The organism is Paenibacillus sp. WG02, from assembly GCF_055396115.1.
In genome coordinates this window covers 572,242-588,152 of sequence record NZ_AP036016.1, presented here as the reverse complement: position 1 = coordinate 588,152, position 15,911 = coordinate 572,242, and the positions used below count along the sequence as shown (strand labels likewise).

Here is a 15,911-nt window from a genome sequence, read left to right as displayed (position 1 = left end):
AGCCCCTAAAGGTAACCCGGCTATCATCCCATGAGGTGTGACTCATGGCTTAGACCCGTGGCTTTGCGTCTCCACCTTTCGATGGATTTGCCTTTGTTCATTATTGCTTGGTTATTAGGTATTTTTACTCATCTTAACTAGTCATTTAGAACTGACTGTTTTCCATATTAATCCACGTTATTTCAAAATTCAACACTTTTCTACAAAAAAGAGGAAATACATACACAAAGTGTGTGGTTTCACACAAAAAAAGGCCAACCGGATGTCCCGGTTGACCTTAAGCCTAGTAAATGCCTATCGATTTAAACATTCTCTCGATCTAGCAAATAGACTTTCACATTCTTCTTTACGCCGAATTCTTGAGCGTCATTTAGATCATTCATGAATACATCAATTCTCGAACCGCGAATAGCTGAACCAATGTCCTCGGCTTTGCGAATGCCAATACCGTCAATGAACACCGTAGATCCTAAAGGGATTACAGCCGGATCCACGGCGATCGTGCGTCCTTCTTTGGCTTTAAGACCACTAAATGTGATGCCGTACATGGGATGGGAAGCCTTTTTACCTGTTGATTCAAAGCCCGCCGTATAAGCTGTAAGGGTTGTGTTCAACACTTTTTTGATAATTTTCTTTTGACCATTTGGTAAACCAATCTCGGATTCACTCTTCGGAATCGTTAGACTTTGACCAATCGTTAGCTGGTTCGGATTTTGAATATTGTTAGTGTTGATAAGGTCATCTACGGTTACGCCAAAATCACGTGCAATTTTGAATAGCGTATCTCCTCGGTCCACTTGATACTGCGTCTTAGACTGAACTGACTCGGTTTGAGCCGCTGCTTCCACAGAACCTGCACTGCTTGCCATACTATACGTAGGAGGTAATTCCCCCCCATCTTCACTTTCAGGATACGAATAGGCTGGCTGCACCTGCCACAAACAAAGCAGCAAAGGAAGCGTCAAAGTTACATAAAGAATTTTACGAAACATAGTATTTCCTCCTCTTAAAAAATAATAGAGTTATAGCTACTAGATTCGTCCAATTCTATGATTTATATACGTCTCGTATTTATTTTTTTCAATTTAAAAGACAGGTGGACAGAGCGCCAAAAAAATAAGCAAGAAAAAATGGGTAAAGAAATAAGAAAACATAAAGTGAATATAAAACGAATCTTGGCTTAGACTAACAATTGAGAAAATAAGAAAAGACTGCTGATGCGGCAGTCTTTTTGCTTTTCAATCGGTTACGTCTATAAATATTCCTTGACAGGAATATTCCTTTTGGAGTATATTTAGTTTATGAATAAGACTTAATGTGCTCTCGCTGAACCAAACCGCTTGCACATCGTCGAGCTCTTATGTGACGGCCCCCTTACCGTCGGGGAAATAACGGATCGGCTTGAGCTTCAGCAACCACAAGTATGTGGGAAGAGAGATTCGATCGTTTGGACGATTATTTGCAGCAAATGTTAGAGAAGGAAAAGAAAAAACAATTTGATTTGGAGGATTCGACATGACACAAGAAAAAGCAGGGAACAACTTCAATGCCACCGTAGAAGGAGGCGAGTTGGTTCTTACACGCACCTTCCATGCACCACGTGAACTCGTTTTCAAAACATGGACGGAGGCTGAACATTTAGCTCGCTGGTGGGGACCAACAGGCTTCGAATTAAACGTAAACACCTTTGATCTACGCCAAGGCGGCATCTTTCACTACAGCATGAAATCGGCTGAAGGCTTTGAAATGTGGGGTAAGTTTGTGTACCATGAAATTAATTCCCCTGAGAAGCTCGTCTTCGTGAATTCTTTTTCCGATGCAGAGGCGAATACGATCAGAGCACCGTTTAGCGAATACTTCCCTCTGGAGATCATGAATAAACTATCGTTTACTGAAGATGAAGGAAAAACTACACTGATCATGCGTGGAGGTCCTATCAATGCTACTGAGGAAGAACTTAAATTCTTTGAGGGCATGCATGATTCCATGAAACAAGGCTTCGGCGGAACGTTCGATCAGCTCGATGCCTACTTAGCCAAAATCGTTTAAGAGGAGCGGCTTCCGCGCTTAAACCTGTAAAACGCAGTGAAGCATTCGCGGATAAGCTCAGAAAACGCGCTCTCTAGGATTGACTGGAGATAGACGCGGAAAACGCGCTTATCTCAAATCAGCGCTTTATGGATTAGCGCCGGCAAGCCAAAGCTGGTTTGGTCTTGGGAAGGTAACCCACATACGTAGCTCGATTCCGCCTCTTGCGGATCTCATTCAGGAGACTAACTAACAAAATAAGAGGCTGACTCAAAAGGTTAATAGCCTAGCGAGCAGCCTTTATTTTGTTTCAATAAGGAGCGAAATCTAACAGGGCTTCAGAGAAAACACCCAAACTAACGGTAGGTTTTCCATGTAGTGCAACAGTGAAAACGGAGGCAGCCTAAAGATGAACGCCTTATGGGACTGCCCCTTATTCTTAATTCTAAGCCGTCGCTCTACGAAGCAATCCATAAGCTGCCACTAAGTAAACGACAACCAAAGGCACCATCCACCAGAATATATCCATATAACTATGGATGAACCAATCCAAGAGACCGCCCCACAACCCAAAGTGCGTGAAGATATAGGAACCTACCGTACCAATCAAAAGCAGGGATGTAAAAAAGATATACATCGAAGCGCCGCCGAAACGACGGTGTAAACTGGATATCGCGAACCCGAGGAAATACATATGAAGAAGTACAATCAGATAAATACCCAGCGTGCCTATCAGCGAAAGATCGTTTAGAAATTGGATTTTAAAAAGGTGCAATCGAACTCCCCACCCATTGGTCGCCTCTTCAATCACAGACAAGATGACAAGTCCTAGGGCTGAACTAACATTTACAATAATAGCTGTCACAGCAGTTCCAAAGAAATAATCCTTCCTACGAATACTTAGTCCCAAGGCAAATGGAAAGGTTTCTTTAATAGTAACTGTACCTGCTACTAAGGTGTAGATGAAAATCGAAACAATCGCCCCAGTGTTAATAGATTCACCTTTGTCCAACGACATCGCTATAAGAAAATTGATCAAAAAGTTTGCCCCAATAATGATCCACGGGATAGCCCACGATGCCATTTTGTTCCTCATGTGGAGCTTTACTACCTGGTTAACTTGATTCATTATTCCTCAGTCCCCTTTCCCGCGATTGATGTGCGTGTCAGATGAACGATAAGCTGCTGCATAGATACCGGAGCAAATTCAAGCCCCATGGCCTCTGCTTCCTTCCGATCCCGGTCACTTAGAGCACCTAGAATCGTTGCCGTTGCAGCCGCACCTATCGCCGTGCGTTCAAGCAGCTCTTTGCCCCGCGTGAAGGAATCCACAGCTGTCGCTAGACCGGAAACCGTGCAAGCACGACCACGAAGAGCGTCCGCATCTTCATTCATAATCAATTTGCCGTTATCGATAACCAGCACATGCTCGAGCAAGCGGCTAACTTCGTCGATGAGATGCGTAGAGAGGATAACCGTCCGCGGAAACTCGGCATAGTCTTCAAGCAAGCGATCATAGAATAGGATTCTTGCCACAGCATCCAGACCCAAATAAGGCTCATCGAAAATGGTTAATGGAGCACGGCTAGCTAGACCAACCACAATACCAACGGAAGAAAGCATCCCTCTGGATAGCTTTTTTATTTTTCTTTTCAAAGGCAGACGGAAATCTTCAATTAAAGCATGCGCATAAGCATGATCCCAGTTCGGGAAAAGCGATCTCGCAACCTCGATTACATCAATGACACGGAAGCTATCTGGGTACTTCTGGCTCTCTTTAATGAAGCAAATTTGATTAAGCACCCGGCTATTCTCGTAAGGTTCTTCCCCAAATACCTTCAACTCGCCGCTTGTCGCGAACTGTTGAGACGAGATCATATGCATGATCGTTGTTTTGCCTGCGCCGTTTCTGCCTAGTAAGCCATAGATTTTATTCGCTTCAATCGTGAAACTAACATGATCCACTGCTGTCACTTGGCCATAGGACTTGGTTAATCCTTTCACTTCCACAATGTTGGTCATCACGCTTTCTCCCCTCTTCGCACCATTTCCGTCAATTGTTCAACAGTAATTCCGAGCTTCTCAGCTTCTTTCACCATCGTCACGACATATTGCTCATAAAATAGTTCTTTCCGCTTCTCCATCAGCTTCGCTCGCGCTCCCTCCGCTACAAACATGCCAATCCCTCGTTTCTTGTACAAAATCCCTTGGTCCACCAACAAATTAACACCTTTCGCTGCTGTCGCCGGATTAATTTGATAAAAGGATGCAAACTGATTCGTAGAAGGCACTTGCGATTCCTCCGGCATTCTTGACTCTATAATGTCGTCTTCAATACGCTCTGCAATTTGCACAAAAATCGGGCGGCTATCGTCCATCATTAGTCCCATTTCTCTCACCACCACATTGGTTAGTTACTCATGTAATTAACCATACAACCAATTGACTTAAAAGTCAACAGCAAAACTGATATTTAGGCTGGGCAGCAAAATAAATAAATTCCCATGGAACTGGGAATACCACTAGGGTATGTGGTTGCTTGTTTTTTGGGGAATAGGGGGTTTAAGGTAAATGCTACTCAAGGTACGCTGGGCATACTTGTCGATCAACCAGAGAAGATTACATTCTCTGAGCACCTCTGGCTTGCTCCCACTTCGTAAAGTTGTACTTTGTACAACATTAAGTGAGTAAATCCGCGAGTTCGCGGCGATTGTTGTAAAACATACAACTCTTTAGCCCAAAAACAGCTCAATATCGAGAAATAAAGCCTTTTTGTTGTACAAACTACAACAATTTCAGCTTTTTTAGAAAAAATGGGCAAAAATGTTGTACGCCGTACAACTTCCCCTCCTAAAGCCGGGAAAAGATAGCTACCCTGAGGTTGGATTCCATCCGTTCACTCCTAAACAGAAACCTAACCAGCAACTCATTACCTGATAAACAAATCACTCACTTGAATGTTTCCACAATCTCGATCAGCACACTTTATCACTATGCAAGCTAAATAAGGACAATCGATAAGTCTAATTGGAAGGTGTATGTAAGATGAAATCATTACAGCTGCGAATACTTATCCTTGGTTTTCTTCTATTTTTGACCCCGTTGCGAAGCACAATCGTAGCTAGCGACAAGGTCGAGCAGCCGTTGGCTGCACCTTTGTTTTCGTTTTCCGTGATGAGTGATGTTCACATCACTTCCTACGACCAAGTCGCTCAGTTGCGGCTGAGCCAAGCGCTGGCCGACCATCACGCGCTGCGCCCGGACAGCAAGCTGCTCGTCTTGAACGGCGACCTCACGAATGGGAGTGAGGCCGACTATCGCAGCTTGTTGGCGCTGCTCGGCCGCCAGCCCCATGCCCCTGTGCATGCGACCATGGGCAACCACGATTACTACGGCGTGTGGCGCACGACGGAGGGCGGGTTGGATACATCGAAGATGAATCCAACATGGTCGAGCAAGCAAGCGGTCGCGTTATTCGACCGCATGATGGGCTACGATAAGCCGTATCACGAGCTTATCGTGGACGGCTACCGCTTCCTTTTCCTTAGCGGGGAAGCGTACAGAGACGTGAACGCTTCCTACGGTGAGGATGCGTTCCTCTCGCCCGAGCAGCTGGGCTGGCTGCGCGAGCGGCTTACGGCCGCGGGCTCGGCGGACGCCGGCAAGCCCGTGTTCGTGTTCCTCCATCAGCCGCTGCCGCGGACGCTGGACGGCACCGATCTGGAGCTGGGCGTCGTCCAGCACGAAGAACTGCGGGCGCTGCTCGATGCGCACCCGAACGTCATTCTGTTCAGTGGTCACACCCACTGGAACCTAGAAACGACCAGACAAGTGAAGCAGCTGAAGTTTCTCGCCGCTTCCAGCGCTTCCATCCGGGAGGTATGGAACGCGCAAAACGTGCCCGAGACGCAGGCCATCAGCCAGAGTCTTGTCGTGGACGTCTACAAGGACCGCGTGGTGATCTTGCGCCGCGAACATTTCAAAAAACGATGGATAGAGCCATCCATCGCCAAAGGATACGACGTGAAATAGGCATTTTCCGACTCCGCGGCCGCCCTCCCCTAATCAAGAAGCCTTGCAGGTGAAAGGCTTCCTTTATATCGTTCCGCTCGGAGACAAACCAAAAAGACTACCCGACAAGGCTAGAAATAGCCCAATGTCTGGCAGTCTTTTTGCATGTTAACAATTTAATCTTCTTATACGAATTTCAGTCCTCATCCATACTAATGAAACTGCTTAATAAGTCTCTTTGCCGTCCCATTCGGTGTCTCAATGACCTCGTACATGTTGACGACCACGCCGGAATCAACCTGCTCATTTTTCAAGCCTGTGACAACAACTTTTTGCTTGCCGCTGGTAAGCTTACCTGTTCCCGTCAACGTTGCTGTTTGAGTGCCAACAATTCGGCCGAGGGAATCGACCATATCGAATTCAATTTTGGAGAAATTCGAATCGATAATGACCTGATCTTCATGGGTAATATCCAAATCCAGATTAAGCTGATAGGAATAAGTCCCGCTGTTATAAAGCCAGCTTATCGAGCTGTCATTCACTTTGAGGGAGAACGGATATAAATTAAGCGTATCGCTTTCCGTCTCTTTCTGCAGCGCTACCCGATAGGTACCGACAGATACATTGCCCTCAGATACAGACTTATTGTCATAAACGTTCAATGCGAATGTCTCGTCATCTACTTGTGTTTTATTCGGAAGCAGGTAGGAATAGCTCACCACATAAGAACTTCCTGGTGTAATTTGAGTCGCAGCTGCACTTTGGCGAGAGCCTGTGTAGGTATTGCCTTTGCTGTCGATCAGCTCATTTTGAAGCTCGGGAAGGGCAAGAGTACTCGTTCCGTTGTTTGTTATTTTGTATTTAGCTACGGCTGTTTTGTAGCCTAGATCGTCGTTTTCGTGAGCATGCAGCTCCATTAAGGAGACATCTAGATTTTTGTTTACAACAGCGTTGTTGTTGAAAATTAGCTTGCTGCCAAGCTCGTAGTTCACAGCTGTTGTAAAGCCGCTTTGCGCTTCACTTGCCCCCTTAAGCAAGAAAACGGCAACAGGCATTTGACCGGCCGCTGCAGCACCACTGCTGCCAGCTGTAGCTGTAGAGCTAGCAGAGGACCCCGCCCCTGAGCTGGTGGTTGCTGTTCCAGAAGCCGTCCCGCCGCTCGATGTACTTGCTGTCGAGCCAGTCCCTGAGCTACCCGTGCTAGCCTTCTGCCAAAGCACCAGCTGAGCCGTATTCGGATCAACACCCGTTGGCAGAGTAGCGTTGAAGTAATACGAAGCCGTTTCTTTTGGAGCCAAGTAACCGCTGCGGGCTGAGTTATCTGTCGATGTAACAGACGTGCCGGCGTCGCCGAATTGATAAGAAGCAGAGAAGGATGGCACAGAGGCGATCGCCTCGCCTTCATTACTGAGCGTGACAACGGTCTGCACATGCACACCGTCTGCTTGAATCGAATACGTCGACGTATTCGCCTTCACGGTGACCTGCTCGCCCTCCTGCTGCCCAGCATAAACTTGCTTCGTGCCAAGCGCTGCTGTTTGGAGCGAAGTGTTCAGACTAAGCGTACCCAGCGAGACTTCCTCGCTTTGATTCAAGTAATAATATTCCAGCGTGAGGCCACTGGTCGGCATTTGTCGGGAAACGAGTGTTTTGAGCGTCATCGTATCCGATTGATTCGGCAGGAACGTTGTATCGGAACCGCTAGCAACCGTAGAGGTATATTTCAGTCCATTTGCATCCACAAGTCTAACTTGTAGACCTGAAGGCAGCTTAACGCTGCTTGAGCCTAAGTTTTTTGCTGAAACTTGCGTGTACATGTACCATTTTCCATTCTCTGTTACGCGAACACTCTGGCCCAATTGAAAAGCAACGGAGGCATCATTGGATAGCGTACTGTCGAGTGCATGCAAATTAATAATTTGCTCAGGTACCTTTACCTGTCCCTCCTGCACAACCGAGGAAACCGGAAGATCGCCTAGATGATTCATGAAATCGGCTTTGCCGAAATCCCAGCGGAACACATCAACCTTTAGTTGATCTGCTGTTTCACCTGCTGGCAGGTTAGCGTAGAAGCGGAAGCTTTGATCCTGCCCAGGGAGGACACTCGCACTCTTTTTCTCGCTTAATTTCGCTGTGTAGCTATGTCCTGCTTGATCCGTAACCCGTACCCCATATTGGTTAAAATCGATCGATTGGCTTTCCCCATTATGTAAAAGCACGGAAAACTGAAGAGAAGAAGACGAAAGCGCCGCTTGGTTTAATGTAAAATAAGAGGAGTTCGAGATATAAACCGCTTCGGAAGCCGCATGAACAGCGGGAGCCATCCAAGATGCAGCAGCAAAACTGCCCGTCAATAGCAGAGCAAGACCTGTCTGTTTGAGTGAAATCGATGATAAATTGCGAATCATATTTTCAAACCTCCTGTGGACCTAATCAAAACGCAGTGCGTCGATAGGTTTTAATTTCGATGCTTTATTGGCTGGATATAATCCGAAAACAACACCAACCAAGGCCGAGAATAAGAATGCGTAAAGCCCTATATTTATGGACAAACTCGTTTGTTGACTGGGGTTAATGTAAGGCCACGCTAGAGATAGGCCGATCCCCAGAATCAAACCAATCAACCCACCCATGCCGCTAATCAGCGTAGCTTCAACCAGGAACTGCAGCAAAATGTTTCTCCGCTTCGCCCCAATTGATTTACGAATCCCAATTTCCCGAGTGCGCTCACTCACGGTTACGAGCATGATGTTCATAATGCCGATCCCACCTACCAGGAGGGATATCGCCGCTACAGCAACTAGCTGATTGGTCAGTGTGCTGGAAGCCGTCTGTCTGGCGCTAATTAATTCGGATGAATTCAAAATGTTATAGCCCGTTGTACTTTTAAATTTATTAAATAAATACAACTCTAACGTTCTTTGTGCACGGGTCACATCATTGCCAGAAGCTGCTTCGACGTAAGCCGTCCGAATGTTGCCCAGTTTAAAATCCCTGCTCATGGTAGGGAGAGGTACATAAACCGAGCTATCGAGCGACGTCCCGCTTGTATTGGAGCCTTTCGTTTTGAGCACACCGATGATCGTGTACATATAACCGTTCACATTAATTTCTTCGTCAATCGGGTCATCCGTACCGAAAAACTGCTTGGCAACATCACTCCCAATGACTGCAACGTGATTGCGGAAGTCCAGATCGGCTTGAGCCAAGAAGCGGCCACTGGCGACCGTCCCCTTTTGCAAACTGAGATATCGATCATTAGTTCCAATAACATTGTAGGTCTCTGTTGTCCGGTCGTATTTAATACTGGTACTATTTCTAGTCATCGTTGGCGCAATTGCACTGATTCCCGATGTATTTTCAAGCTGCATAACCTCATCATAGTTCAGCTGCGTGGCGCGTCCGTTGCCCATCAGATTAACCGTCAACAGGTTCGTTCCCAGCCCTTCGTACTGCTTTTCAATGGCTTTGGACGTGCCTTGACCTATCGAAACTAACGTAATAACTGAGCTAACGCCAATGATAACGCCAAGCATGGTCAACACCGTACGAAGGGGATTCGAACGCACCGTGGCCAGCGCCATTTGGAAAAGCTCCCAAATTCTCATGAAACCGCCCCCTCTAACTTACGTGCAGGTGTTGGCAGCATTTCGTTTCTTTGATCGCTTATGATTTCTCCGTCACGCAGCGTCACGACACGTTTGGCATTGTCTGCAATGTGATGATCGTGGGTGATCAAAACAATCGTGTTGCCTTGCTGATTCAGCTCCTTAATCAATTCCAGCACCTCAATGCCGGTCTTCGAATCCAGTGCGCCAGTCGGCTCATCGGCTAGAATTAAGGACGGGGATATGGCCAAAGCTCTGGCAATAGCTACCCGCTGCTGCTGTCCGCCAGACAGTTCACTGGGCTTGTGATGTCCTCGCTCCCCCATCCCCAGCTTCTCCAGCATCCGCTGAGCCTGTTCTCTCCGCTGTTTGGCGGGAATGCCTGCATAAATCATCGGCAGCTCTACGTTCTCCGTAGCAGTAAGTCTGGGCAGCAGATTGAACTGTTGAAAAATAAAGCCGATTTTTCGGTTGCGCAGCTCAGCAAGCCCATTGTCCGACATCTTCTCCGTCGCTACGCCGTCTAACGTATAGGAGCCAGAAGTCGGACTATCCAGAAGTCCGATTGTATTCATTAACGTTGACTTTCCCGATCCACTGGGACCAATAATGGCAACAAAATCTCCTACCGCAATATGCAGGGTAATGCCGCGCAAAATTTGCAATTCCTCTGCACCCCGAGCATAACTCTTCGTTACCTCGTTTAGTTCAATGATATTCATCGAATCGCTCCTCTCAGTAGGGCTGGCTCACGGTTAGCGGCCCGCGCCTCCACCGTTCTGCGTTCCGCCACCGCCTTGGCCGCCAGCTCCACCAAAGTTGCCTCCGCCACCGCCGCCTGGAAAACCACCCGCACCCCCAGGGAAACCTTGCTGCTGTTGATTCGTCGTTGTCGCTCTGCGCACCGGCATCACGACCTCATCGCCTGCGTTCAAACCGCTTACCACCTCAACCTGCGTCTTACTGCGAATACCCACTTTGATTTCGTGCTGCTCTTCGACGGTGCCATCCGCTTTCTTCAGCGAAACGGTAGACTTGCCTCTGGTTGTTGTAACCACTTGGATCGGAAGCACGAGTATATCTTTCTTATCTTGTATAGAAATTTCAGCTGTCGCCGTCATCGCATATTTCAAATCATTCTGATCGGTATTCGGAATCGCGACCACAGCATCATATGTTGTGACCCCATTCGTCGTTATTCCTACATTGGATACGGAAGTCACTTCACCTTGGAACGTCTTGCCGGAGATAGCATCAACCTTCACATTCACCTTCTGCCCCACTTTAACGCTTGTTAAATCCAGCTCATCTACGGCAATAGCCAGCTGCATCGTGCTTAGGCTCGCTACGGCTCCTAGCGTTGTATTGGCATTAATTTGCGCGCCTACTGGATAATTGCGAAGCACATTGTTTTTACTATTGGCAAAATCAGCCGAGAACACGCCATCGAACGGCGCTTTAATCGTCAATTGATTTACTTTCTGCTCCGCATCGTTGACACGGATTTTCTGGCTTTCGATAGCTGATTGCTTGCTTATGATATTATTCTGAAGGTCGTCATTGAACAGTGTGGCGATCAGATCGCCCTGTTTCACCGTTTCGCCATCTTTAAATTTCATGCTTTTTATCGTTCCGCTTGCCTCTGCGAAAATAGGAGAGGTGCGCACATACTCAAGCGCCACCTGCTCGGAGGAATCAATTTTACCATCACCGCTGCCTATGCTGCCTTTTACCTTAAGGCCCGCCGAAAGCGTTCCGTCATTGCTAACCAGAACCTCCACTGTAACCACTTTGTTCCCGTTAGCATCCGCTTTAATTTCACGGTCTATCGTATCCACGGCTCCGACTTTGGATAGTAAATAGCCATCGACGCTAAGCTCTACGGGGTCACCTTTTTTCAGCTGTACAGCTTCTTGCAAGGAGAATGGCAGCTTCACTTTAAACTGTGTTGTATCTGAAATCGTGCCGATCTTCGTTGTTTTGTTGACTTGACTGCCTACATCCAGATTGGCTGGTAAAGTAATTTTGCCAGACATACTGGCTGCAACACTCATATGATTTTGTTGGTCCTGTAGATCTGCAAGCTCTTTCTCAAGCTGCTGCAAGCTGACCTGAGCTTCCTTGAGAGTCGTTTCCGTTGAAGGCACAGACAACTCGACGAGCACATCGCCTTTCTTGACCGCCTGATTTTGCGTCAAATTCATCGTTTTGATGATACCATCTATGGGGATCACAATATTTTGCTTGTCCTTGGCATCCAGCTGAGAAGTTCCTGATACCGCCATGGATATTGAGCCTTTAGTCACTTTCATCGTTGTTTGCTGTGTTGCTGCAGACGCTGGCTGCGCCTTGTTATGTACGTAATAGTATGTTCCCGCTCCACATAGAATGGCAGCTAGGGCCACAATGACCCATCTCTTCTTCCGACCTAATTTCATCCGTTATGCCCCTCTCCCAGTTACCCAGACTTTCCACCGCCCAGGCCATCACAATTCCTACTAGCCATAGTGTAAATGGGATCGCTGAAACCTGTCTGAGCGTAGGCTGAATATAAGTTGAACACAAGCTGAGTGTTTGCTGAAAACTAGTTCCAGTGGCATATGCTACAGCTTTTTTACAATGATTGACATGCAACTAAATTGTTGCATATAATAGAGACATGGACAAACTTTTTAAAGCACTTGCAGATGGAACACGCAGAGAATTACTCGACCTCTTATTCGAGAATAACGGACAATCCTTGGGAGAACTCTGTAAACAAATGACCATGACCCGTCAAGCTGTTACGAAGCACCTTTTGCTGCTAGAAGAGGCAAATCTAATTACTGTGGTTTGGCAAGGCCGTGAAAAGCTGCATTATCTTAACCCCGTACCTATCGGGGAAATTTATCAACGCTGGATCGGCAAGTTTGAGCTTCACCGGATTGAGGCATTAAACACACTAAAACAAGCCTTAGAGGAGGGTACTAATCATGAATAAAACTTCATTCGTTTATACGACTTACATCGCAACTACACCTGAGAAGCTTTGGGCAGCACTAACTAATAGTGAATTCACCAAGCAGTATTTTTTTGGTCGTGAAATCGTTTCAGACTGGCAAGTCGGATCCAGCTTTAAGTTGATGAATAAAGATAAGGTTGATCATTATGGTGAAGTTCTTGTATATGAGCCGCATCGTTTACTCACAGTTAGCTGGAGCGTCAAAGACATTGAAGGCGATCGAATTTCGAGAGTTACTTATGAATTAACACCTTTGAACGATACTATAAAGCTGACGCTCCAACACGAGGATTTATTAGAACAGGATATTCGCAAAGATGAAGGTAAGATAGAAGGATTTAATAATGGATGGCCTGTCATTCTCAGTAATTTGAAGAGCCTGCTCGAAACAGGTAAAACCCTGCCAGCCTTTTAATTTAACGTTACTGATACAATTAGATCTAAGGAGAGGTGAATAAATTGGAGCCGAATCAAGCGAATTACTCCATTAACCATGCAGGTGCATTTTCGAATTTTGGAAACGTTACGGAAGGAATGCTAAAAGGAAAAATTTTTCTGAAAGAATCCTTAAATCTTACGAGCATGGAAGTATCACTGAATAATCTGCCCCCAAAGGGGGAGGTCCCCTTCTATCACAAACACCAAGAAAATGAGGAACTCTACATCTTTCTTAAAGGACAAGGTCAGTTCCAAGTGGACGGAAACGAATTTGAAGTGATCGAAGGAACTTCAGTTCGAATCGCTCCTGACGGAGTGAGAGTGCTAAAGAATACGTCCGCTTCGGAAGACCTGCATTTTATCGTTATTCAAGCCAAAGAGAACAGCCTTACCCAATGGGTGATGACAGACGGGATAATCCTGGAACAACCTGTCGTATGGGGGAAGAGCGTTAAGTAATTCTAGGGAACGAAACTATCTTAATCACGTTAAATACTGAGCGCGCTCGTGGCCTCAAGCGTACATATGATCCGCGACAGCTTCACATTCTCCTCCATTCATCAGGTCAGACTTTCCCCTAAGTGCATTCCTTTTAGTTCCCATTTCAAGAAAATTCACGGCGGGTCTTCAAGACCGTATCCTTCAGCAAGAGGAGAACTTTCGTCACTTCAGACTAACGGGGCAGCCGCTGGATTCCAGGCGTGCTTTTTGGGCCAAATAGTGCCCCGTCGGTTCCAGAGAACGTTAGCATAATAGAAGCAGCAGCAGTCTAAGACTTTATTTTCAGTCCTAGTCCGCCGCTGTTTCTTTTATTGGGGGCATTCTAAAAACTTATTTTACGCAGACTACCAATCTACGGAGCGGAATCGGACTACTCAGCCAGTTTCCTCGTCATTTAAGCATGTTTTATATCGCTAACGAGTCATCCTCCCGCCACTCGCTCACTTTAGCGATGAAAATCATCATTACAACTCATAAATCGGACTACTCGGCCAGCCAACTCATCATGTAAGAGTGTTTTATATCGTTAACAAGTCAATCTCCCGCCTCCCGCACACTTTAGCGATGAAAATCATCGCTAAAGCCCGGAATCCGACCTATCTCACTGGGACGGCAAAAAAGCCGCCCGCATAGCGAGCAGCTTCATCCAAATCAATTCTAGTTCGTTGTAGCAGGAGTTGTAGTTGGTGCTGTTGTATTAGCAGACGGTGCGCTTTCTGGGCGCTTACGATCTGTGCCTTTTTGCTCTACATGCTTCTTGATGGAATCCGTCATTCCGTCTTTGATTTTGCTAATGAGATCATCTTCACTGATGCCTTTAGCTGTAGCAATATCAACGATCGATTTGCCTGCTTTCAGTTCTGTTTTTAGCTCATCTTGCGTGATGCCCAGAATTTGTGTCAACACCTCAGGGTTCCCGAATTGTCCACCGCCAGGGCCGCCATGACGGCCGCCTTTACCTTCCCACTCACCTTCAGGACGCGTGCTTTGCACTTGTTTCGTCAAACGGTCGGATAGGCCGGACAACATTTTGTCCGCTTGGACTTGCGTTAGTTTACCAGCTGTAACTTCAGCGTTGATAGCAGTGGTTTCTGCTGCAACTAGCTTAGCTACATAGTCTGCTTCCGTTAAACCTTTTTCCACTGCAAAAGCCGATAATGTTTTGCCAGCTTTCAAAGCATCCTGAACAACACTTTTATCCACGCTAAGAATTGTTGCTGTTTGCTCTACAAGATTGCTTTCATGACCTCTGCCCATGCCATCGCGATCGCCACCTGGGAAGCCGCCTTTGAACCCTTTGCTGTCAATACGCTTCGTTAATTGATCAGTTAGACCTTTGAGAATCTTATCTGCTTGCGCTTGTGTCAATTTGCCCGCTGTTACATCAGCTGTAATGGAAGCCGTCTCTGCATCAACTAGCTTTTGCAAAAAGTCTGCTTTCGCAAGTCCTTTTTCCTCTGCAAATGCAGCCAATGTTTTGTCCGCTTTCAATGCGTCTTGTACGACGCTTTCGTCAACGCCCAGGATTGTCGCTGTTTCTTTTACCACGTTCGCACCCTTGAAGCCACCGCGGTCTCCGAAATCTCCACGACCTTTGAAACCCGTTCCTGCTTTTTGAGTCGATGTGCTCGTTGACGTGCCTGTTACCGTATCTGCAAATGCTTGATTATGTAAAGCTCCAACAAAACCAACTCCGAGTACAAAAGAAGCTACCAATGAACCTGTAAGAATTTTTCTGCCCATGTTTTTCATAATTTGTTTCCACCTTTTTCTTTATTTTTTTGTTTCTTCCTTACAAAACCAAGTATAGACGCCTAACCTGAATCTCATCTTAATATAAACTGAATGTTAGTTGAGAGGTTTCTGAGTGTTTGCTGAAGATAGTAGATGCGTATACGACGGCTGGCAAATGTAGCTTGGCTTGTTATCATCGATCGGCTAACCCTCGCTTACCCCGAAACCAAATAGGAGTCTCTAGAGACTCTTATCCCCCACCATTAGCCTCCTTTTGTAGAAATAAAAGCCTCTAGGGGCTCTTATTCGCGCAGAATTATCCGCACACGCTATGTTCGGCAACAAATAAGAGTCTCTGGAGACTCTTATCTCCCACCACTAGCCTCCTTTTGTAGAAATAGAAGCTTCTGGGGGCTCTTATTTATAATTGTGTAAGCATTACTCCAGCTAAAAACATGCTATAAAGAACAAAATCACCCTTCGGGTGAAGAAGATACTTACCTACAGATTTATCAACACTTTATCCTCAATCGGTGAAAATCATAATTTCCTATACAATTAAAAAAAGCCCCACCCCGACATCAGTCGAG

The 15,911-nt window shown here is 46.3% G+C and carries 15 protein-coding genes, 1 pseudogene and 1 riboswitch; of the genes and pseudogenes, 7 read left to right on the top strand and 9 right to left on the bottom strand.

The genetic code is table 11. From position 1 onward, the window contains the following. Positions 1 to 7: 7 nt before the first annotated feature. Positions 8 to 102: riboswitch (cyclic di-GMP riboswitch) on the bottom strand. Positions 103 to 302: 200 nt separating this feature from the next. Continuing rightward, a complete protein-coding gene (locus ACBP55_RS02695; protein WP_464649575.1) occupies positions 303 to 992 on the bottom strand; it encodes a 3D domain-containing protein in 690 nt (229 codons plus the stop codon). 348 nt (positions 993 to 1,340) lie between these two features. Between ACBP55_RS02695 and ACBP55_RS02690 the strand changes: the two are divergent. Next, a pseudogene (locus ACBP55_RS02690) lies at positions 1,341 to 1,421 on the top strand (ArsR family transcriptional regulator); the annotation flags it as partial. A gap of 94 nt (positions 1,422 to 1,515) precedes the next feature. Next, complete coding sequence (locus tag ACBP55_RS02685) at positions 1,516 to 2,049, top strand: SRPBCC family protein (RefSeq protein ID WP_464649573.1); 534 nt, start codon at positions 1,516 to 1,518, stop codon at positions 2,047 to 2,049. A 424-nt stretch (positions 2,050 to 2,473) separates the two neighbouring features. Here the strand turns inward: ACBP55_RS02685 and ACBP55_RS02680 are convergent, their stop codons facing one another. From ACBP55_RS02680 to ACBP55_RS02670, 3 genes are read right to left on the bottom strand one after another with little or no spacing between them, the layout of a single operon-like run. Then, positions 2,474 to 3,157, bottom strand: a complete 684-nt coding sequence (locus ACBP55_RS02680; RefSeq protein WP_464649571.1) for a hypothetical protein — start codon at positions 3,155 to 3,157, stop codon at positions 2,474 to 2,476. After that, positions 3,157 to 4,050, bottom strand: coding sequence for an ABC transporter ATP-binding protein (locus tag ACBP55_RS02675; protein WP_464649569.1), 894 nt, complete (start codon positions 4,048 to 4,050; stop codon positions 3,157 to 3,159). Before ACBP55_RS02675 ends, ACBP55_RS02680 begins: the two co-directional genes overlap by 1 nt. Then, on the bottom strand, positions 4,050 to 4,418 hold the full coding sequence (locus ACBP55_RS02670) for a GntR family transcriptional regulator (RefSeq protein WP_029194528.1): 369 nt from the start codon (positions 4,416 to 4,418) through the stop codon (positions 4,050 to 4,052). Before ACBP55_RS02670 ends, ACBP55_RS02675 begins: the two co-directional genes overlap by 1 nt. 655 nt (positions 4,419 to 5,073) lie before the next feature. Here ACBP55_RS02670 and ACBP55_RS02665 point away from each other — a divergent pair. Further along, the gene (locus ACBP55_RS02665) at positions 5,074 to 6,060 is read left to right on the top strand and encodes a metallophosphoesterase family protein (protein WP_464649566.1); all 987 of its coding nucleotides are present in this window, start codon (positions 5,074 to 5,076) and stop codon (positions 6,058 to 6,060) included. A 191-nt stretch (positions 6,061 to 6,251) separates the two neighbouring features. Here the strand turns inward: ACBP55_RS02665 and ACBP55_RS02660 are convergent, their stop codons facing one another. The 4 genes from ACBP55_RS02660 to ACBP55_RS02645 are packed head-to-tail and all read right to left on the bottom strand — an operon-like array spanning position 6,252 to position 12,085. Beyond that, positions 6,252 to 8,447 (bottom strand): hypothetical protein, encoded by a 2,196-nt coding sequence (locus tag ACBP55_RS02660; RefSeq protein ID WP_464649564.1) that lies wholly within the window; start codon positions 8,445 to 8,447, stop codon positions 6,252 to 6,254. 21 nt (positions 8,448 to 8,468) lie between these two features. Next, positions 8,469 to 9,647: an ABC transporter permease gene (locus ACBP55_RS02655; RefSeq protein WP_464649562.1), complete on the bottom strand. Its 1,179-nt coding sequence runs from the start codon at positions 9,645 to 9,647 to the stop codon at positions 8,469 to 8,471. Continuing rightward, on the bottom strand, positions 9,644 to 10,369 hold the full coding sequence (locus ACBP55_RS02650; RefSeq protein ID WP_029194531.1) for an ABC transporter ATP-binding protein: 726 nt from the start codon (positions 10,367 to 10,369) through the stop codon (positions 9,644 to 9,646). Before ACBP55_RS02650 ends, ACBP55_RS02655 begins: the two co-directional genes overlap by 4 nt. Before the next feature lie 33 nt (positions 10,370 to 10,402). After that, complete coding sequence (locus ACBP55_RS02645; protein ID WP_464649560.1) at positions 10,403 to 12,085, bottom strand: efflux transporter periplasmic adaptor subunit; 1,683 nt, start codon at positions 12,083 to 12,085, stop codon at positions 10,403 to 10,405. 221 nt (positions 12,086 to 12,306) lie between these two features. Between ACBP55_RS02645 and ACBP55_RS02640 the strand changes: the two genes are divergently transcribed. The 4 genes from ACBP55_RS02640 (at position 12,307) to ACBP55_RS02625 (ending at position 13,807) form a co-directional block, all read left to right on the top strand. Then, entirely contained in the window at positions 12,307 to 12,627 is a 321-nt protein-coding gene (locus ACBP55_RS02640; RefSeq protein ID WP_464649558.1) for an ArsR/SmtB family transcription factor, read from the top strand. After that, positions 12,620 to 13,063 carry an SRPBCC family protein gene (locus ACBP55_RS02635; RefSeq protein ID WP_464649556.1) on the top strand — a complete coding sequence of 148 codons (444 nt, stop codon included), beginning with the start codon at positions 12,620 to 12,622 and terminating at the stop codon, positions 13,061 to 13,063. The genes ACBP55_RS02640 and ACBP55_RS02635 overlap by 8 nt, the downstream gene beginning before the upstream one ends. Positions 13,064 to 13,107: 44 nt before the next feature. Beyond that, entirely contained in the window at positions 13,108 to 13,545 is a 438-nt protein-coding gene (locus ACBP55_RS02630; RefSeq protein WP_464649554.1) for a cupin domain-containing protein, read from the top strand. Positions 13,546 to 13,645: 100 nt separating this feature from the next. After that, positions 13,646 to 13,807 (top strand): DUF6526 family protein, encoded by a 162-nt coding sequence (locus tag ACBP55_RS02625; protein ID WP_464653211.1) that lies wholly within the window; start codon positions 13,646 to 13,648, stop codon positions 13,805 to 13,807. A gap of 437 nt (positions 13,808 to 14,244) precedes the next feature. Here ACBP55_RS02625 and ACBP55_RS02620 read toward each other — a convergent pair whose 3' ends face one another. Next, positions 14,245 to 15,339: a hypothetical protein gene (locus ACBP55_RS02620; RefSeq protein ID WP_464649552.1), complete on the bottom strand. Its 1,095-nt coding sequence runs from the start codon at positions 15,337 to 15,339 to the stop codon at positions 14,245 to 14,247. Positions 15,340 to 15,911 lie beyond the last annotated feature (572 nt).